Genomic DNA, 19,975 nt, shown 5'->3' on the forward strand with positions numbered 1-19,975 from the left:
CCTGTTTCCAGCAAAAAATAGACCATGAAAACTTAGAAATTTTTAATTAAATGATAAAAAGACAATATAGCGTCAATCTTTTGTTTAAATGCCCGCGGGCATTATCTAGCAACGTTTAATTTAATCTTCATCCAAATTTCACATAACTCATTACAGAATAAGCGGGGGTTTTCCGCATTTCCGTTGAGTGATACCGTTTCTCGACAAACGCTGCCGCTCTTCCAGTCCCCTGGATAGATCTTCGCGCATTTCAACCTGCCAATGTTCAACCCGAAAAACTATGCCATAATCCACGCAATACTGACTAAGGCAATCCGTGCGAACGTTTAGCCTGCAATATTGACGGTAAGCTTTCTTGATTCGCGACTAAGGAATTCGCAAGTGGCTCGATAACAAAATTGTAATAAACAATAATTAGGAGACATATACAGTGGGTAATTTCATCTCAAGATTAACGGCGTCGATTCAAACCGATTCGAACTCACCCGGTGGAATTACTTTTCCGAAGTTTTTGTTGATCGTTCTGCAACTGGCTTTCATGCTGCTGGCAATGCGCCAGTTTCAAATCGAAAACGCCGCTTTTCTACGTTTAGCCGTGTTGGCCTTCGGCGGATTTCTGCTGCATGCCTGGCTGCCTCTGGCTTACCGGCTACCGTTTTTTCTCGGCTTGTCCTTGGCCGGAATCGTGCTGGTGATGGGCTGGCAGAACGGGGCCTGGTTAATCGGCATCGGCTTGTTGTTGATCGGAATTTGTCATCTGCCGCTGTCTTTCCTGTGGCGCATTGTGCTGTTACTGAGCGTCGGCTCGGTTTTAGCGCTACAACGGGCCGAGTTGCTCGCATTCCCCTGGTCGGCCGCCATTTGGCCGATCTTAGGCTCCATGTTCATGTTCCGGCTGATCGTGTATATGTACGATTTGCAGCACGATCAAGCGCCGTTCAATTTGTCGCGCAGCCTCAGTTATTTCTTCATGCTGCCCAACGCTTGTTTCCCGCTGTTTCCGGTGGTCGACTACAAAACGTTTCGCCGCAATTATTTCGACGCCGACAGCTTTCATATCTATCAAACCGGCGTCGATTGGATGCTCAGGGGCGTTACCCAACTGATTATTTACCGGCTGGTTTATTACCATTTGACCTTGGCACCGGCGGAAGTCCACACCGGCGGAGATTTGGCCCAGTTTTTGTTAGCCAATTTTGCACTGTATTTGCGGGTTTCCGGTCTGTTCCACCTGATCACCGGCCTTTTGCATTTATTCGGGTTTAGAGTACCGGAAACTCACCATCTCTTTTTCCTAGCCACCAGTTTCAACGACTGGTACCGGCGCGCCAACATCTATTGGAAGGATTTCATGATGAAGGTGTTTTATTTTCCGGTTTATTTTCGGATAAAAGATTACGGCGCAACCTGGGCGCTGGTTTTATCGACGATGCTGGTGTTTTTTCTGACCTGGTTTCTGCATGCCTACCAATGGTTCTGGCTGAGAGGGACCATTTTGTTCGTCCCGCAGGACTTTTTATATTGGGCATTGCTTGGCGCGGTAGTCATCGCCAACTCGTTATATGAAGCCAAATGGGGCAGAACCCGTACCCTGAACAAATCCACCCAAAGCTGGCGCAGCCGGTTGTCGCTTTACCTGCAAACGTTGGTGACGTTTATTGCGCTGTGCATTTTATGGTCGTTCTGGACCAGCGAATCGATTACAGGCTGGCTGTCGCTGTGGCAAGTATTGGGTTCCGACCCCGCGGCGGCCGAGCCTAACAGCAATCCGGTGTTTAATGCACAATCGCTGCTGGTGGCTGCGTTATTAGTGGTTGTCGCCAGCAGCACCGGCACTATAGGCGCATCGGGCAATATACCGCCGCGTAAAGGCGTTAGCCGAAAAATCTGGTCGCCGGTATCGATCACTACCGTAAAAATCGTGCTGCTGTGCTTGTTGGGCATCGAAGGGATTTATTCGCAGTTTTCTCCCACCACAGCCACCATGGTGCTGTCTTTACGCTCCAGCCATTTAAGCCGGATAGATACCGCCAAAATGGAACGCGGTTACTACGAAAATCTCCTGGACGTTAACCGTTTCAATTCGCAGTTATGGGAAGTGTATTCTAAAAAGCCTACCAACTGGATAGACGTGGACTCCAGCAATTTGAAGCGTTTCGTCCCCGGCTTTGCGCATACCGAACTGATTCCTTCCTTTGCCGAAGACACCAAGTACGGCCGAATTACCATCAATCAATACGGCATGCGCGATAAAGATTATGCTGTGGCGCCGGAGCCGGGCGTGTTCAGAGCGGCGGTGCTGGGCGCTTCGTCGGTGATGGGCTGGGGCGTCGGCGACGGACAAACCTTCGAAGCGCTATTGGAAGACCGCCTGAATCGGGAGTTGGTCAACTCGCCTTACGCCAAATACGAATTGTTGAATTTCGGGGTACCCGGCTACAATCCGCCGCAACAACTACCCGCACTGGAGAAGGCATTCGGCTTTACGCCGAGCGCCGTTTTTTATATCGCCACCGGCCGGGAAATGTCGCGCTCCGCTCGCTATATCGCCACCGCGGTGCGCGAAAAAATTGCCATTCCTTATCCGGAATTAAGCGCCATCGTCACATCCGCGGCTGTAACCCCGGATATGGACGAAACCACGGCACTAAGACTTTTAGAGCCTTACGGCCAAGACATACTCACGGCAATTTACCGTCGCATCACCAGCCAATGCCGCGAACGCGGTATCAAGCCGGTACTGATATTTTTACCGCAACTACGAGACGGGGTATGGCAGGAAGAAACTGCGCCCAGTCTTAAAATCGCCGCCGCGGAAGGTTTTATCGTGCTCGACTTGAACGGAATGTTCCGCGGCCGCGACATTAATACCATTCGTTTGGCCGAATGGGACGAACATCCCAACGGCACCGGTCATCAATTGATTGCATCGGCAATTTACGACGCCTTGCTGGTAAACCGCGAGGCCGTGTTTTCATCAACCCATCAGTAAAACAACAACGCATCCGCCAACAGGAGAATCCACACATGACTCAAGACACACTCGCAATCGTTAAAGAATTTGTGCTCAGGGAATTTTTGCCGGGGGAAAACCCGGACGAATTGACCGACGATACGCCGCTCATCACCGGCGGTATTCTTGACTCGATTGCAACTTTGCGGCTGGTTGCATTTTTAGAGGAAAAGTTCGGCGTCAAATTCAAGGCGCACGAAACCGATTCGGAACATCTCGACACCCTAGCCGATATCAGCGCGCTGGTTCAGGCGAAATTAGGTTAAGCGCATACCCACCCGTTGCGATTTCAGCACTATTGGCTAATTGGGAGACCCATGGATAAGCGCCTGGTCGACATTCACGATAGAACCGTCAGCGGGCGGGTATTCACCGACCCGGATATTTTCGCCCGCGAACAAGCGACAGTGTTTTCCGAAAGCTGGCTTTACCTCGGGCATCGCAGCCAGTTCAAGGAAAAGGGCGACTTTATCCAGGCTTACGCCGGTACGGTGCCGGTACTGCTTTGCTTGGACGGCGAAGGCCGATTCAATGTGTTTGCCAACGTCTGCAGCCATCGCGCCGCCAGAGTCTGCCAGCAAGAATACGGCAACGCCAGAAAATTCGTGTGCCCTTACCACAACTGGGTATTCGACAACAAAGGCGATTTGATCGGCGTCCCCCGCCGCCATTCACCGGAATTCGACAAATCGAAGTGGGGCTTATGCAAAGCCGCCCAGGTTTCTGTGTATCGAGACCTGATTTTTTGCACCTTCTCGCCCGCTGCCGCTCCGCTGGAAGACTACCTCGGCGACATGAAATGGTATTTGGATATGTTGTTGGATTGCAACGGCGGCACGGAGGTGTCCAAGGGCACCCATCGTTCGACCGTGCATTGCAACTGGAAAATTCCAGCGGAACAATTCGGTTCCGACAATTGGCATTTTCAGGCCGTGCACTGCAGCATGGGCAAACTCGGGCGCCGCAACGAAGACCCGAACAGCGAAGACAGCTTTCACGTCTGGACCGACCAGGGCCACATACTGATCTGTATCGCGCCCAAACAAGAGGTCGACACCACCTACACGCTTTATCTGGATAAACTGGCGGCCGAACAACGCATCTCGGAAGCCCAACGCAAACTGCTGCGTTGCACCTTGGTCATCACGATATTTCCCAATCTGTCCTTCGTCTATTTTCCGGGATTGTGCAGTATCCGCGTCTGGAACCCCAGGTCCCCCGATCAAACCGAATTATGGTCGTGGCCGCTCTATCACAAGGACGCGCCCGAGCAAATCAAGGATTTGGTCAGAAAACAGGTCACCCGGCTGTTTTCGCCGACCGGCATGCTGGAACAGGACGATTTGGAGGTGTGGTCACGCTTGGCCGACAATCTAAAAGGGATGCCGCCGGATTTTCGCCTCTGTTACGAATTCGACGCCGACCCGGAAATTCAGAATAGGCCCTTCCCGGGCCACACCGCTTCATTGCAATCCGATATTGCGGCCTTGGCGTTTTATAAACGTTGGGCGGAGATAATAGCTCACGCGGACGGCACCCCATGATCCACGACATCGAAAGACTGCTATTTCACGAAGCGCATTTGCTCGACTCCGGCCGCTACCGCGAATGGCTGGAACTTTTAGCCTTGAATTTACGCTACTGGGCTCCGGTGCGCGCGAATGTGTCCCGCGCGCAGGAAAAACAAGACGAAACGCAGCGGCTGCCACTGTTCGACGAAAACAAAGCCAGTTTGATCTTGCGGGTAGACCGCTTGGATACCGAACTCGCTTGGACCGAAATTCCGCCCACCCGGACCCGGCGTTTCATCTCCAACATCACCGCCGATACCGAACAGGACGGTTTGGTGCTAGTCAGGTCCAACTTCATGGTATTCAGAAGCCGTAGCTTCAGAGAGGAATGGCTGGTCATCGGCTGCCGGGAGGACAAATGGTCGACAGGCGGAAAATGGTTGCTACGGGAACGAAAAATCCTTGTCGATCACTGCACCGTCGAAAATCTCTCGCTGTTTCTGTGAAAAACCATCGTAATGACTACCCGCGTAAACCCAGGGACGATTTGCCGGACACTTTCAACCACTCGCCTTCAGCCTGCCTTTAGAGGATTTATATGATGTCAAACCTCGGCCACTCCCTGCCGTCCCTTCGCTCCGACCTGGTATTGATTCATGCCCCGGCATTTTTCGATTTCCGCAATCGCCGCGACATCTATTTCCCCTTTCTCGGCACCAGCGGCGACGTGCCGATCACGCCTTTGTACGAATATTTTCCGGTGGGTTTCAAAACTCTGCAGCGTTTTCTGGGCGAACGCGGCCACGAGGTGCGCATCCTCAATTTAAGCAGCATTCTGCTGCGCCACCCAGGACTCGACTTCGACAAAATCGCCCTGGCTTTGGATACGCCTCTGGTCGGAATCGATCTGCATTGGATGGTGCACGTACAAGGCAGTCTTGCAGTCGCCGAACGCATACACGCTTTGCGCCCGGACATCAAAATCATATTCGGCGGCATTTCCTCCACTTATTTCGCCAGCGAGCTGATTCAATATCCGTACGTCGATATGGTGATGCAGGGCTACAACACCCACGAACCGATGGCGCAGTTGCTGCCCGCGATCAAGGCAGGCCGCGCCCCGAGCGACATCGAGAACTTGATGTGGAAAGATCACGACGGCAACGTGCGAATGAACGACTTTGCCCACAAACCGAACGTGTACGGTTGCGGCATAGACTGGTCGCAACAGCCGCGGGATGCCAAATCCACCGCTTTACCGATCATGGAGCTCTTATCGACCCAGAACGCCGGTTGTGCTTATAACTGCGGCTGGTGCGGCGGTTCCCGGGAGGCCTTTCGCCGGGTCTTCAAACGTCACCGCACCATGGCCCGCAAGCCCAAAGAAGAAATCAGCTACGAATTCCAGACCATCCGCAATATTCCGGACGTCAACAACTACCACTTCTATTCGGTAGGCTCGTACAACGAATCGCCGCAAGGCATGCATTTCTTTCTGGACTTGGTCGGCGACACCGGCCTCAAGGGCATCAGTTACGAGCAGTATTTTTTAACCAGCGAGGACATCCTCAAACACATGGTGCGCGCCAACAAGCGCACCAGCATCACCTTGTCGCCGGAAAGCCACGACCACACCATTTCCAAGCTATCCGGACGTGGCGTCTATAGCAACGAAGAAATGGAGGCCTGGATAGAGCGGGCCCTGGAAATCGGCATCCATAACATCGACATCTGGTACTTTATCGGCATGCCGCAGCAGACTCCACGGTCTGTGGACGAGACGGTGGATTACTGCGCCCATCTGCTGCACAAATTCAAAGGCCGCAACGTCAATCCGATGATATGCCCGATGATTCCATTTCTCGACCCCGCTTCGACCTTTTTCGAATTCCCCGAGCAGCACGGCTACCGGGTGTTTCATCGTAGCGCCGAACAGCACCGCAAAGCCATGGAAAGCGCATCGCTACTGAACCGGATCAACTACGAAACCCAATGGCTAAGTCGCGAGCAGCTAGTTGACGTCGGCTTCCGCGCGGTACGACGATTGATGGAAATCAAAGGCAGCGTCTCCGCTCTGCCCAAGTTTTGCGTCGAGGACTACAACGCGGCCATCGACGACGCGCTGGAATTCATACCGGTGGTACACGAAGCCGATTGCATCAAAGACCCGGTTGCCCGCGCCCGCGCTCTGGATGCATTAGGAGACGATATTTTGAAACGCAACAACATGATTTTGTTCGACGGCGTGATGAATCAAGCCTTTCCGTTAAACCGCGGCATAGGCGGCCGCTGGTTCGACGAAATGGGCTGGGACGCCGCCACTCTGGAAGCCGCGGAAAGCGCTTAACACGCATCCGCGAACGACTATCTCGATTGCCGAGGACGAATCCGCTTATGACGAGTCAAGTTTTACATCAGGCATTTATTCAGGCCGCGCAACGCTTTCCGGAACGCATTGCCGTCGTCGAACCGCAGGCCGGCCAACAGACCTACCAGGAGCTGGATAAACTGTCCGACGGTTTCAGGGATTATTTGATCGCCTCCGGCGTTCGGCCAGGCGACCGGGTAGGCCTTTATATGCGCAAGTCTATCGATACGGTAGCGGCTATTTACGGCATTTTAAAAGCCGGCGCCGCCTACGTACCCGTGGATTTCAGCGCGCCGCCCTCCCGCAACGCCTATATCATGCACAACTGCCAGGTCAAAGTGCTGTTGACCGAACGCCGCTTCGAAGAAAAATTGCGAGTCGAATTAGCCCGGTTGGGCGCCGAGCCGACACTGTGTTGCATCGAACAAGCCGGCGGCGGCCAGGGTTTAGCCGACGTTCTGGCCGATCTTTCCCCAGCAGCGGCAACCACGGTCATACCGAACGCCGACGATTTGGCCTACATCCTCTACACCTCCGGTTCCACCGGCAAACCCAAGGGCGTGATGTTGTCGCACCAAAATGCGGTCAGCTTTGTCGAGTGGTGTTCCGAGGTGTTCGAACCGAGCGAAACCGACCGCTTCTCGTCCCACGCCCCCTTTCATTTCGATTTGTCGATTTTGGATTTGCATGTGTCGCTGAAGCATGGCGCTGCCCTGGTGCTGGTGCCGGAAGACGTCGGCAAAGAACCCACCAAATTAGCCCCGCTGATTGCCGAACAGCGCATCAGCTGCTGGTATTCGGCACCGTCCATCCTGAGTTTGCTGGCCCAATTCGGCACATTGGCGGAGTACGACTATTCCGCATTGCGTTTGGTGTTGTTCGCCGGCGAAGTATTCCCGGTCAAACATTTGCGTAATCTTAGCGAGCAGTGGCCGCATCCGCGCTATTTCAATCTGTACGGCCCGACCGAAACCAACGTTTGCACCTATTACGAAGTGAAACTGCCGATACCGGAAGACCGCACGATACCTTTTCCTATCGGCGAGGTCTGCAGCCACTTACAAGGCATAGTAGTCGATAGCGACGACCGCATCGTGCCGAACGGAGAGTCCGGCGAACTGTGCATCAGCGGCAGCGGCGTGATGCAAGGCTATTGGGATTTGGCCGAACAAACCGCGCGGGCGTTTTTAAGTTTCGACGGCAAACAGTGGTATCACACCGGTGACATCGTGGTGGAAACCGCACCCGGCTGTTATCTGTATCAAGGCCGCCGCGACCGCATGGTCAAACGCCGCGGCTACCGGGTAGAGCTTGGCGAAATCGAAGCCGGCTTGTATAAACATCCCGACATCAAGGAAGCCGCGGTACTGGCGCAGGCCGACGAAGAGGCCGGCATTAAAATCAAGGCCTTTGTCAGCCATCACGGCGAAACCCGGCCGTCCATCATAGCGATGAAACGTTTTTGCACCGAAAACCTGCCGCTATACATGATTCCCGACGAATTCGTCTGGCTGCCCGAACTGCCGAAAACCTCCACCGACAAAATTGATTACCAAGCCTTGAAGGGGGCCTGACCATGGACTTCAGTTTGTCCGAGCAACAAAAAAACTTAAGCGACAGCATCGTCAAATTCGCCCAACAAGCGCTGAACGACGACGTGATTGCGCGCGACCGCGAGCACCAGTTCCCGCGCGATTGTTGGCAGCAATGCGCCGATATGGGCATCCAGGGCCTACCCGCCGACGAAGCCTATGGCGGCAGCAATCTGGACGCCTTATCGGTGGCCGTCGCCTTGGAAGCCTTGGGCTACGGCTGCCGCGACGCCGGTTTGGTATTCTCCCTCAGCGCCCACATTCTGGCCTGCGTGGTTCCCTTATCCGAACACGGCAGCGACGAACAAAAACAGCGCTACTTACCCGGCTTGTGCGACGGCAGCTTGATAGGCATGCACGCCATCACCGAACCCGGCGCCGGCTCGGACGCGTTCGCCATGCGCACCACGGCGGTGGCCGACGGCGACGGCTGGCGCCTCAACGGCAGCAAGACCTTTATTTCCAACGGCCCGGTCGGCGACGTCGCCATCGTGTTCGCCATGACCAATCCGCAAAAAGGCTTTCACGGCGGCACCACGGCCTTCTTGCTGGAAAAGGGCATGCCGGGTTTTTCGGCACCCGGCACCTTCGAGAAACTGGGCCTGCGCACCTCGCCGATCAGCGAATTGGTGTTCGAAAACGTCTACCTGCCCGCCTCGGCAGTGTTAGGTTCGGTGGGCGGCGGTGCCAGCGTATTCGCCACGGCGATGGACTGGGAAAGGGTATTGCTGGTCGCCGGCCACGTCGGCGCCATGCAACGCTTGCTGGAAACCTCTATCGCCTACGCCAGAAAGCGCAGCCAATCCGGGCAAGCGATAGGCAAATTTCAGGCGATTTCGCACAAAATCGCCGACATGAAAGTCAATCTGGAAGCCGCCCGGCTGCTGACCTACCAAGCCGCCTGGCGTCTGCAGCAAGGTAAAAACGTGTCGATGGACTCGGCGATCACCAAGCTGTTCGTCAGCGAATCGCTAGTCAAAACCGCCATGGACAGCGTACAAATCCATGGCGGCTACGGCTTCATGGTGGATTACGAAGTGGAACGCGCGTTGCGCGACGCAATCGGTAGCACCATTTACTCCGGCACCTCGGAAATCCAACGCAACATCATCGCCCGCTGGCTGGGTTTGTAGCCCCCCACCCGAACGGCGCGAGCCAAACTTTCCGCTACATATTGGTGTAATTGGGGCCGCCCCCACCTTCGGGCGGTCGCCAGTCTATGTTTTGCGCCGGATCTTTAATGTCGCAGGTTTTGCAGTGCAGACAATTTTGCGCATTGACGACGAAACTGCGGCGGCCCTGCGCATCGCTTATCACCTCGTACACCTTAGCCGGACAATAGCGCTGAGCCGGCTCTGCGTATTGCGGCCAATTGACCGCCAGCGGCACTGCGGCGTCGCGGAGCTGCAAGTGACAAGGCTGGTCGGCCTCGTGATGGGTGTTGGACAAGGCCACCGAAGCCAACAAATCGAAGCTGATCTTGCCGTCCGGACACGGGTAATCGATCGGCGGACAAGCGGTGGCCGCTTTCAACACCGCATGATCGGCCCGCGGCTTGCGCAAGGTAAACGGCAATCGCCCGGCTAGTAGATTTTGGTCCAGCCAAAAAAACGCTCCGCCCAGCAAAGGGCCCCATTTGCTCAGCGCCGGCGCCACGTTGCGAGCCTGATAGAGCTCCGCATACATCGGCGATGCGCGAAATTTTTGCTCGAAGTTGTCAAGCTCGGCGCCGTCGCCGGCCAACAACGCTTCGCACACCGTTTCCGCCGCCAGCATGCCGGAACGCAATGCATTGTGGATGCCGCGCAATTTGGCCGGATTCAACAAGCCGGCATCGCAGCCCAGTAACAAACCGCCCGGAAAACTCATGCGCGGCAACGACTGCCAGCCGCCTTTGTTTAGCGCCCGCGCCCCGTACGCCACACGGGTGCCACCTTCCAGCAAGGGTTTGATCTTGGGATGCAGTTTCCAGCGCTGCATTTCCTGATAGGGATTCAAGTGCGGATTGGTGTAATTCAGGGCGACGATGAAGCCCAAGGCCACTTGTTGTCCGTCCAAGTGATACAAGAATCCGCCGCCTTCGCTGGAACCGTCCAACGGCCAGCCGAAGGTATGCAACACGTTTCCCGGCCGGTGCTTGGCGGCGTCTATCTTCCACACTTCTTTGATGCCTATGCCGTAATGCTGCGGATCGGCGCCCTCGCGCAGGCAATAACGTTCCGCCAGTTGCTTGCCCAAATGGCCGTGACAACCCTCGGCAAACAAAGTGTACTTGGCCCTGACTTCGATGCCGGCCTGGAAACCGGGCTTTTGTCGGCCCTGTTTATCCAGCCCCATATCGCCGGTCAGTACGCCGGCTATGCCGCCGTCTTCGCGGTACAACAGGCTGTCGGCCGGAAACCCGGCGAAAATATCGACGCCCAAGCCTTCCGCCTGCTTGCCCAGCCAGCGGCACAGATTGGCCAAACTAACCACGTAATGGCCGTGGTTACGTAAAGGCTTGGGAACTGCGAAATCCGGCACTGTCACGGCGTGCTGTTGGCCGGCCAGAAAACACAGCTCCTCGTCGGCAACTTTTACCCCGACCGGGGCCTGCAAATCCCGCCAAGCGGGAAACAACGCCTCTAAAGCTTTGATTTCCAATAAAGCGCCGGATAAGATGTGCGCCCCTACTTCGGAGCCTTTTTCCAACACACAAACGCTGACATCCAGGCCGCGCTCGCCTGCCAATTGCTTGATTTTAATGGCAGCGGCCAAACCTGCCGGCCCGGCGCCGACGATGGCCACATCGAATGCTACGGATTCGCGTTCCATGGCTAGCCTGCTCGATTAGACAAGGCTTGTTCGAGCTGCGGAATCACCTCGAACAAATCGGCAACCAGACCGATGTCCGCCACCTCGAAAATCGGCGCGTTCGGATCGGTATTGACCGCCACGATCACGCCGGCGTCCTTGATCCCGGCCAAATGCTGAAATGCGCCGGAAATGCCGAACGCAATGTATAAATCCGGCGCGATGATTTTGCTGGTTTGGCCGATTTGCAGGTCGTTGGGGACGAAACCGGCATCCACCGCAGCGCGGGATGCGCCAACCGCTGCCCCCATCGCATCGGCCAGCTTGAAAATGTCGGCAAAGCCTGCTTGAGTGCCGACCCCACGGCCGCCAGCCAATACCCGGGCCGCCGCTTGTAAATCCGGCCGGTCGCCGCTACCGCCCACCAGAGACACGAAACGGGTATGCTCGGGCTGGTCCGGTGCCGTTTCGTGCTTTTCGATGCAGGCGGCACCGCTTTCAGTGACCGGCTTGAAGGCATTGGCGCGCACCGTACCGACCACGATGCCCGGCGGCGCTTGCACGGTTATCAACGCGTTTCCGGCATAAATCGGCCGCTTGAATATCCGCGCACTTTCCACCGCGACTATCTCGCTGATTTGCGGCACGTCAAGCTTGGCGGCAACCCGTGGCAACACATCCCTGCCGAAACTCGTGGCCGGCGCCAAAATATGCGTATATCCCTGCGCCAACGCCAGAATCCGCCCTTCCAAGCCCACCGCTGTCGGATGAGCGTAACCGGCATCCGCCAGCCAGATCACCTTGCCGACCCCTTCCAGCTTGGCCGCGTGTTCGGCGGGCGCGGCATCGGCCGCGAACACCGCAAGATCCAGAGTTTGGTGCTCGATTTGCCGGGCGCAAGCGACGGTTTTAGCCGTAGCCGGATTTAAAACGCCGCCGTGCTGCTCGGCGATCACCAAAATGTTATTGCTCATAGCAACCCCCGTTCTTTCAGCGCACCCACCAATTCCGCGACCGATTCCACTTTGATTCCGGCCTGCCGCCCCGCCGGCGCTTCGGTTTTCAAAACCCTCAAACTCGGCGTATCCGCAATCCCTAACTCGGCGAATTCCACGATCTGTAGCGGCTTGGACTTGGCTTTCATGATTTGCGGGATTTTGATAAACCGCGGTTCGTTCAGACGCAGGTCGGTGGATAGGACGGCCGGCAAGGCAACCGACAAGGTTTCCAGACCGGCGTCGACTTCCCGAATCACCTCGGCTCGACCGTCGCCGACCTGAATGCTCGAGGCGAAGGTGGCTTGCGGCCAGTCCAGAAGTGCCGCCAGCATCTGCGGGGTTTGACAGGCGTCGTCGTCTATCGCCTGCTTGCCGAGCAAGACCAAATCCGCATGCTCCCGCTTGACGACGGCAGCCAGGATTTTGGCGGCCAACAAGGGTTGCACCGCCTGAGCGGTGTGTACCAACAACGCCCGGTCCGCCCCCATCGCCAAGGCCGAGCGCAATTGCTCCTGCGCTTCGGCTTCGCCTATGGACACCACTACGATCTCGTGCGCCACACCGGCTTCTTTTAAGCGAATCGCCTGTTCGACCGCAATCTCGTCGAACGGATTGCTGCTCATTTTGACCCCGTCGGTTTCGACCCCCGAGCCGTCCGCTTTCACATGCACCTGCACGTTGTAGTCGATCACCCGTTTAATGCCTACCAGTATTTTCATCGTCTATACAACCTGCGACGTTGGTTAGAATTCTTTTAAGAAAAGCCCAGCCGATAGCGAGAACCCGCAGGGCGCCAATGTCGTTAACTCAACCGGTCGCGGCGAATTCCGGGGCTGCGAGCGGGATAAGTTCATCGAACCAAAAGGCGGCCTAACCCTGCGACCTTGGGCATAGTCAGGGCGGACGCTCAAGCCAAAACTTAACGGTTTCAGCGTCAAGCGGACAACAAGCGTGGCACCGCTGCCAACAAGGTTCGAGTATAAACGTGTTCCGGCCGATTCAGCACTTGTTCGACCGGACCGTATTCGACGATTTTACCGCGATACATCACCGCCACTTGATCGGCCATTTCCGCGACCACGCCGAAACTATGGGTAATCAGCAAATAGCTCAAGCCGCGTTCGCGCTGCAGCTTCTTCAATAATTCAATGATTTGCGCCTGCACCGACACGTCCAACGCGCTGGTCGGCTCGTCGCAGATGATCAACTTGGGCTCCACCGCCAGGGCTCGGGCGATGCAGATGCGCTGGCGTTGCCCGCCGGAAAATTCGTGCGGATAACGCAACGCAGCGTCTGCGGGCAAATCCACTTGTTGCAGCAATTGGGCCACCCGCCGGCGTTTTTCGTCCCGGTCGATTTCCGGGCGTAGCGAGGTAATGCCTTCGGCGACGATGTCGCCGACCAGCATACGCGGGTTCATCGCCGCAAATGGGTCCTGAAACACGATCTGCATTTCGGCTCGCTGCTTGCGCAAATTTTCTCCGCTCAACAGCGTCAACTCCCTGCCGTCGAACGACACCCGGCCGGCATGCGCCGGAATCAAGTTCAGCAAGCCCTTGCCCATGCTGGTTTTACCACAGCCGGATTCGCCGACCAAGGCCAGCGTGGTACCGACGTGCAATTCGAAATCCACCCCATCGACCGCTTTGACGTGGCCGACCGTGCGTTTGAACACCCCTTTGCGGATCGGGTAATACACTTTGAAATCCTCGACCTTCAGTAGCGGTGTAGCCGGTTTGGCCGGTCTGCCGATACAGCTTTCCAACCGGGGCAAGGCCGCCAGCAGTTTCAAACTGTAAGGGTGTTGCGCCTGCCGAAAAAACTCGGCGGTCGCGGCGGTCTCGACGATTTTGCCGTGCTGCATTACGGCAATGCGATCTGCAACGTTGGACACCAGGGCGAGGTCGTGACTGATCAACCATAAGGCCATGCCGGTCTGTTGCTGCAGGTTCTTCAATAGCGTCAGAATCTGCGCCTGTATGGTCACGTCCAAGGCGGTGGTCGGCTCGTCGGCGATCAACAAATCCGGCTCGCCGGCCAGCGCAATCGCAATCATCACCCGCTGGCGCTGGCCGCCGGACAGTTGGTGCGGATATTCGTGGATACGCCGTTCCGGCTCGGGAATTTCGACTTGTTCGAGCAAGGCCAGCACCCGTTGCGCGATTTGCGCCCGGCTAAGTTCAAAATGCAATTGCAGCACTTCAGCGATTTGTTCGCCTACCGTCATCACCGGATTCAACGACGACATCGGATCTTGGAAAATCAAGCCGATGCGGCGACCGCGCAGCCGGCAGAACTCGATTTCCGGAATACCGGTCAATTCCGCGTCTCCTAACCGAATGCCGGCAGCCCGCATGGCCGCCGCATTCGGCAACAACCTCAATACCGCCAACGCCGCCATCGACTTGCCGGAACCGGATTCGCCAACCAATGCAAAGGTTTCGCTGAGGTTGATATGAAAACTGACGTCATCGACGACTTGGGATTGACCGAAGGCGACGGTCAAGTTCTCGACCTTGAGCAAGGAATCAGCCACGCTCAACCCTCCGCGGATCGAACGCGTCCCTGACCGCGTCGGCAAATAGATTCGCCGCCAACACCAGGGCGAACATGAAGGCAAAAGCGGCGGCCAGCGACCACCAGACTACGGGCTCTCTGGCCATTTCCAGCCGGGCCCGATTGATCATATTGCCCCAGCTGTGGGTGGTGGGATCGACGCCGATGTTGATGTAGGACAACACGGCTTCGGCCAGCACTAGCGAACTGAAATCCAGCACCACGGCGATCAAGACGATGTGCATCACGTTGGGTAGGATGTGGCGAAACAGAATCATGGCCGGTTTGACGCCCAGGGCTTGGGCGGCCTGCACATATTCCATCTCGCGCAATTTCAGGGTTTCCGCGCGCAGCAAACGGCACAGGCCGGTCCAACTGGTCACCCCCAATATCAAACACAAAAACAGCAATCGCATGTCGGCGCGCACCAACAAGTTGTTGAAGTTTTCCGGATGATTGGCCATATATACTTGCACCATCAAGATGGACGCAGCGATCAGCAAAACGCCCGGAACGGAGTTCAAGGTGGTATAGATGAACTGAATCACGTCGTCGACCCAGCCCTTGAAAAACCCGGCCATGATGCCGAACACGATGGCCAAGGGCAGCATCACCAGCGTCGTCAAGGAACCGATCACCAGACCGGTGCGTATGCTTTTCAAGGTTTGATAGAACACATCTTCGCCGACTTTATCGGTACCGAGCACGTGGTAGTACTGCGATAGCGAAAACAAGGCATAACTGACAGTGACGACGATGAACAACGTCGCCCAAACCGCCTGGGCGCTGGCAGCAGCGCAAAATGCCCTGCCTCTAGCCTGCCTATCGCCCCAAGACAACAGCATGACCATCAACATCAAGCCGCCGCCCTTGCTCAAGCCGCCGACGGTTTTAGCCACTACATCGCCGGCCCATTCGTGCTGCGGATCTTGCAAATGCGCGCCGCCGTGTTGCAGGCGCGGATAATCCCAGCGGGTGCTGCCGTCCGGCATCGCAATGTTTTCCTTGGCATACAAATGAGTCGCAAACGGCGCCGAATAGGTTTTCTCGGCGTGCGCGCGCATGTCGTTACAGGCTAAATCCAGCAAACTAAGGATTTCGTTACCGCGGCTATCCGCGTCTTTGAAATGCAGCGAATCGGCCAGACCGATCAGCGCGAAGCATAGCAACAGGGTTAACGAAGCCGCCGCGACCGGGCTAGCGGCAATTTTGCGCAACGGCCTTTGCATGTGCTGCTGGCGCGCCACATAAACCGCCAAAGCCGCGGCAGCCGCGACCAGCAGATAAACCAGCGCGTCCGTCCATAACACTTGCATCAATTCAACCTCACGCGCGGATCCACCAAGGTATAGGAAATGTCGGTGAGCAATAAACCGACAATGTATAGCACCGACCCCAAAAACACCATGGACCGAACAATGGCGAAATCCTGGCGGTTTATCGCATCTATCGTGTAACTCCCAAGTCCGGGAATGCTGAAGAACGACTCCATGATTAAACTGCCCATGAACAACAGCGGCAGCACCACGACCACGCCGGTCAAGATAGGAATCATCGCGTTTTTCAATACGTGCTTGAACAACACTTGGGTTTCGCTCAAGCCCTTGGCGCGTGCGGTACGCACATAGTCCTTCTCCACTTCTTCCAGGAATAAGGTACGGTACCAGCGCACGCCGGACCCGATGCCTGCCGCCACACTGATGAGCACCGGCAAAATCAAAAACTTAAGCGCCGCCAAGCCGGTGTCGTACCCGGAAATCGGCACCAATTTCAGCAGTTTGCCGATGAAATATTGGCCGCCGATGATGTAAAACAAGGACGACACCGACATCAGCATCACCAGCAGCACACTACCGCCCAATTCCAGATAACTGTTGCGAAACAACACCAGCAACAAGGCCAGGCTGATATTCACCAGCAAGCCGACCAGCAACGACGGCACCGCCAGAGCCAAGCTGGGCCACATGCGTTGGCGAATATCCGCGCCGATGTTGCGGCCGCTATCGGAAATACCGAAATCGAACAAAAACAAGTTGACCGACTTTTGATAGAAAATGGTTCCGGTCAGCCGCTCGCCGCCTTGCGCGGCGCCGTTCCATAGCAGCGGCAAATCGTAGCCGTGCTGATGCTTCCAATTTTGTATGGCTTGTTCGGTGACGTGCTTTTGCCCCAACTGCATGCGGGCCATGTCGTCCGGGCTGTTAACCACGAAAAACAATATGAAAGTCAATACGTTGACAGCCATCAGCAGCGGCAAGGCGTATAGAAACCGGCGGACGATGTAGGAAATCATGCAAAAACAACTACGCGAAAGAGTCGTCGATGCGCCCATTCTCGCAACTTTGCCGTTTTACAAGCAACCGCAAATTGCGCAAATGGGCGCGATCGGATTATGCTGGTAAGCTGTAGCCGGCGCGGCCAATCGGCGCGCCGCTCTACCACTTTTTCCGCACTACATCGGAATTACCACTATGCCAAAACTGACTACAACAATAAAAAACGCCGTCTATGCGGCTCTATTGGGGAGCTTGGGTTTAGCCTACGGCAACGCCTGGGCGGAATCGGACATGCAACTGCAGGAAAAAGCCTTGAAAGCGCGGGAAATGCAGCGCCACGAAGGCATGGACCATTCCAAACACGCCGTACCGGCGGAAGCCGCGGACGAAACCGGCGGTTTCCGCGGGGTGTTTTACGGCTATTTGCCTTGTAACGAAGCGGGCTGCTCCGGCATCAAGCAAACCCTGTCGCTCAAACCCAGAAGCAATTATTTGCTGGTGACCCAATACGCCAAGGACTCGTCCATGCGCGAATATTACGACAAAGGCAAATACGACTGGAACGACAGCACCCGCATCCTGACCTTGACCTCGAACAAAAACGGCGACAAGCGGTTGTATACCATTCAGAACGAAGGCGAGTTGGTGCAATTGGACAGCAACGGCAAAGCGATGCCCGGCGATCAGGACGATTACACCTTAAGCCGCAGCGACAAATCCAAAACTCGCCAAGTGCATATTCATTAACGTCGCAAGCACACGTTCTTTAAGCATAAACAACCCGGTTTAGCGATTGAGCGCAGCCCCATCCGGCCAATCGAGCGCTACCGGGTTTCAAAGCCTTCATCTCCGCAATGACAGGGCTGATTCAGCAACCTATCTTTAACGGCATTGCCCCAAAACTCGACATACGCTCTGCCTATCGCGGCAAGTTGCTATAATGCTCGGCCTTTTTAACCTTTAGGGTCGATGCCATCGTGGATGTCAAACACTATATGCAGCAACTGGGCAGGCAGGCGCGGCAGGCCGGCCGGCAAATCAGCAAGGCGGAAAGCGGACAAAAAAACCTGGCCCTGTTGAAAATTGCCGAAGCCATTGTCGACGGCAGCGAGGCCATAGCCGCGGAAAACCGCAAAGATTTGGAAGCCGGCCGGCAAAACGGCTTGGACGCTGCCTCGCTGGATCGTTTGGAACTGACGCCAACCCGCATTCAAGCCATGGTGGAAGGCTTGCATCAAGTCGCCGCATTGCCGGATCCGGTCGGCGAAATCACCCATCTAAGTTATCGGCCCAGCGGCATTCAGGTAGGGCAAATGCGCGTGCCCTTAGGCGTGATCGGCATCATTTACGAGTCTCGACCCAACGTCACCATAGACGCCGCCGCCTTGTGTCTGAAATCCGGCAACGCCTGCATTTTGCGCGGCGGTTCCGAAGCCATCCATTCCAACCGGGCCATCGCCGCAGCCATCAGCCTGGGTTTGGCGGAAGCCGGCCTGCCGCAGCAGGCCGTGCAAGTGGTGGAAACTACCGACCGGTCGGCCGTCGGCGAACTGATCACGCTCAAAGACTATGTCGACGTCATCGTACCGCGCGGCGGCAAAAGCCTGATCGAAAGGATCAGCGCCGAGGCCACGATTCCGGTGATCAAACATTTGGACGGCATCTGCCACGTGTATATCGACGGCAAGGCCGATTTGGACAAAGCCGTGGCCATCGCCGTCAACGCCAAAACCCAACGCTACGGGGTCTGCAATGCGATGGAAACCTTGTTGGTCGCCGAAAGCATCGCCGCCGGCGTGCTGCCGGTTCTGGCGCAACGCTACGCCGAAAAAGGAGTGGAACTGCGCGGCTGCCTGAAAACCTGTTCGTTGCTGCCCGGAGCGGTCCGCGCCACAGAAGACGATTGGCATACCGAATATCTGGCACCGATTTTGTCGATCAAGATCGTCGCCGGCATAGACGAGGCCATCGCCCACATCAACCAATACAGCTCGGCCCATACCGAGAGCATAGTCACCGAAGACTACACGCTGGCCCGCCGTTTTTTGCGCGAAGTGGACTCCAGCTCGGTAATGGTCAATGCCTCGACCCGCTTTGCCGACGGCTTCGAATACGGTTTGGGTGCGGAAATCGGCATCAGTACCGATAAACTGCACGCCCGTGGCCCGGTGGGCTTGCACGGCCTGACCTCGTTGAAATACATCGTATTGGGCGACGGCCACATTCGCACTTGATGATAGGCGTTTACGGCGGCACGTTTAACCCCGTACATTTCGGCCACTTGCGCACCGCGGTGGAAGTTCAGGAACGATTCGGCTTGCGGCAACTGCACATGATACCCTGCCGCTTGCCGGCCCACCGGGAACGCCCGGAAGTAGACGGCGAACGGCGGTACGCCATGCTGCAATTGGCGCTGGCCGGCCTTCCCGGCGTAATCGCCGATCGCCGCGAGCTGGACCGCCCCGGCCCGTCGTATATGGTCGACACCCTGCAATCGTTGCGCGACGATTATCCGCACGTCGGCCTCCTCTTGTTCATCGGCACGGACGCCTTTGCCGGCCTGCCAACCTGGCATTGCTGGCAACGGTTATTCGAGCTTGCCCACGTCGTAGTGGTTACCCGACCCGGTTACCGGCCGCCCAGACTGGCAGACTTTTTAGCGGAAAAACTCACGCGCCACGACAATGACTTAGTGGAAACCCCGCAAGGCTGCCTGCACTTCCAAACCGTTACCGCCCTGGACATCTCCGCCACCGCAATCCGGAATTTGATAGCCGGCAACCACAATCCGCAATTTTTACTGCCCGACAGCGTGATTGCTTACATCCGCCGGCACAACCTTTATCTCGCTTAATTTCAGGACATTCG

16 protein-coding genes are annotated in these 19,975 nt (G+C 56.2%); 10 read left to right on the top strand and 6 right to left on the bottom strand.

Features of this window, described 5'->3' with window-relative positions; all coding sequences use genetic code 11:
* Window positions 1–430 precede the first annotated feature (430 nt).
* The 7 genes from F1E05_RS16470 to F1E05_RS16500 all read left to right on the top strand — a co-directional run bounded on the left by F1E05_RS16470 (window position 431) and on the right by F1E05_RS16500 (window position 9,617).
* Window positions 431–2,992 (top strand): SGNH/GDSL hydrolase family protein, encoded by a 2,562-nt coding sequence (locus tag F1E05_RS16470; RefSeq protein WP_150050371.1) that lies wholly within the window; start codon window positions 431–433, stop codon window positions 2,990–2,992.
* 35 nt (window positions 2,993–3,027) lie between these two features.
* The gene (locus tag F1E05_RS16475) at window positions 3,028–3,279 is read left to right on the top strand and encodes an acyl carrier protein (protein WP_150050373.1); all 252 of its coding nucleotides are present in this window, start codon (window positions 3,028–3,030) and stop codon (window positions 3,277–3,279) included.
* A 51-nt stretch (window positions 3,280–3,330) separates the two neighbouring features.
* Window positions 3,331–4,557 (top strand): aromatic ring-hydroxylating oxygenase subunit alpha, encoded by a 1,227-nt coding sequence (locus tag F1E05_RS16480; protein WP_150050375.1) that lies wholly within the window; start codon window positions 3,331–3,333, stop codon window positions 4,555–4,557.
* The gene (locus tag F1E05_RS16485) at window positions 4,554–5,030 is read left to right on the top strand and encodes an aromatic-ring-hydroxylating dioxygenase subunit beta (protein WP_150050377.1); all 477 of its coding nucleotides are present in this window, start codon (window positions 4,554–4,556) and stop codon (window positions 5,028–5,030) included. Before F1E05_RS16480 ends, F1E05_RS16485 begins: the two co-directional genes overlap by 4 nt.
* Before the next feature lie 92 nt (window positions 5,031–5,122).
* A complete protein-coding gene (locus tag F1E05_RS16490) occupies window positions 5,123–6,871 on the top strand; it encodes a B12-binding domain-containing radical SAM protein (RefSeq protein ID WP_150050379.1) in 1,749 nt (582 codons plus the stop codon).
* Window positions 6,872–6,918: 47 nt separating this feature from the next.
* Complete coding sequence (locus F1E05_RS16495; protein ID WP_150050381.1) at window positions 6,919–8,466, top strand: amino acid adenylation domain-containing protein; 1,548 nt, start codon at window positions 6,919–6,921, stop codon at window positions 8,464–8,466.
* Window positions 8,467–8,468: 2 nt separating this feature from the next.
* Window positions 8,469–9,617, top strand: coding sequence for an acyl-CoA dehydrogenase family protein (locus F1E05_RS16500; RefSeq protein WP_150050383.1), 1,149 nt, complete (start codon window positions 8,469–8,471; stop codon window positions 9,615–9,617).
* 34 nt (window positions 9,618–9,651) lie between these two features.
* Here F1E05_RS16500 and F1E05_RS16505 read toward each other — a convergent pair whose 3' ends face one another.
* The 6 genes from F1E05_RS16505 to F1E05_RS16530 form a co-directional block, all read right to left on the bottom strand.
* On the bottom strand, window positions 9,652–11,298 hold the full coding sequence (locus F1E05_RS16505) for an electron transfer flavoprotein-ubiquinone oxidoreductase (protein ID WP_150050385.1): 1,647 nt from the start codon (window positions 11,296–11,298) through the stop codon (window positions 9,652–9,654).
* Window positions 11,299–11,300: 2 nt separating this feature from the next.
* Entirely contained in the window at window positions 11,301–12,251 is a 951-nt protein-coding gene (locus F1E05_RS16510; RefSeq protein ID WP_150050387.1) for an electron transfer flavoprotein subunit alpha/FixB family protein, read from the bottom strand.
* On the bottom strand, window positions 12,248–12,994 hold the full coding sequence (locus F1E05_RS16515; protein ID WP_150050389.1) for an electron transfer flavoprotein subunit beta/FixA family protein: 747 nt from the start codon (window positions 12,992–12,994) through the stop codon (window positions 12,248–12,250). Before F1E05_RS16515 ends, F1E05_RS16510 begins: the two co-directional genes overlap by 4 nt.
* A gap of 215 nt (window positions 12,995–13,209) precedes the next feature.
* Entirely contained in the window at window positions 13,210–14,811 is a 1,602-nt protein-coding gene (locus F1E05_RS16520) for an ABC transporter ATP-binding protein (protein ID WP_150050391.1), read from the bottom strand.
* Window positions 14,804–16,147 carry an ABC transporter permease gene (locus tag F1E05_RS16525; RefSeq protein ID WP_150050393.1) on the bottom strand — a complete coding sequence of 448 codons (1,344 nt, stop codon included), beginning with the start codon at window positions 16,145–16,147 and terminating at the stop codon, window positions 14,804–14,806. The genes F1E05_RS16520 and F1E05_RS16525 overlap by 8 nt, the downstream gene beginning before the upstream one ends.
* Window positions 16,147–17,124, bottom strand: a complete 978-nt coding sequence (locus F1E05_RS16530) for an ABC transporter permease (RefSeq protein ID WP_150050394.1) — start codon at window positions 17,122–17,124, stop codon at window positions 16,147–16,149. The genes F1E05_RS16525 and F1E05_RS16530 overlap by 1 nt, the downstream gene beginning before the upstream one ends.
* A gap of 178 nt (window positions 17,125–17,302) precedes the next feature.
* Between F1E05_RS16530 and F1E05_RS16535 the strand changes: the two genes are divergently transcribed.
* From F1E05_RS16535 to nadD, 3 genes are all read left to right on the top strand, one after another.
* Window positions 17,303–17,854, top strand: coding sequence for a copper resistance protein NlpE (locus tag F1E05_RS16535; RefSeq protein ID WP_150050396.1), 552 nt, complete (start codon window positions 17,303–17,305; stop codon window positions 17,852–17,854).
* A 248-nt stretch (window positions 17,855–18,102) separates the two neighbouring features.
* The gene (locus tag F1E05_RS16540) at window positions 18,103–19,341 is read left to right on the top strand and encodes a glutamate-5-semialdehyde dehydrogenase (protein ID WP_367156176.1); all 1,239 of its coding nucleotides are present in this window, start codon (window positions 18,103–18,105) and stop codon (window positions 19,339–19,341) included.
* The gene (gene nadD / locus F1E05_RS16545; RefSeq protein WP_150050400.1) at window positions 19,341–19,961 is read left to right on the top strand and encodes a nicotinate-nucleotide adenylyltransferase; all 621 of its coding nucleotides are present in this window, start codon (window positions 19,341–19,343) and stop codon (window positions 19,959–19,961) included. Before F1E05_RS16540 ends, nadD begins: the two co-directional genes overlap by 1 nt.
* Window positions 19,962–19,975: the final 14 nt, after the last annotated feature.

This window comes from Methylomonas rhizoryzae, assembly GCF_008632455.1.
Taxonomy (GTDB): Bacteria; Pseudomonadota; Gammaproteobacteria; order Methylococcales; family Methylomonadaceae; genus Methylomonas; species Methylomonas rhizoryzae.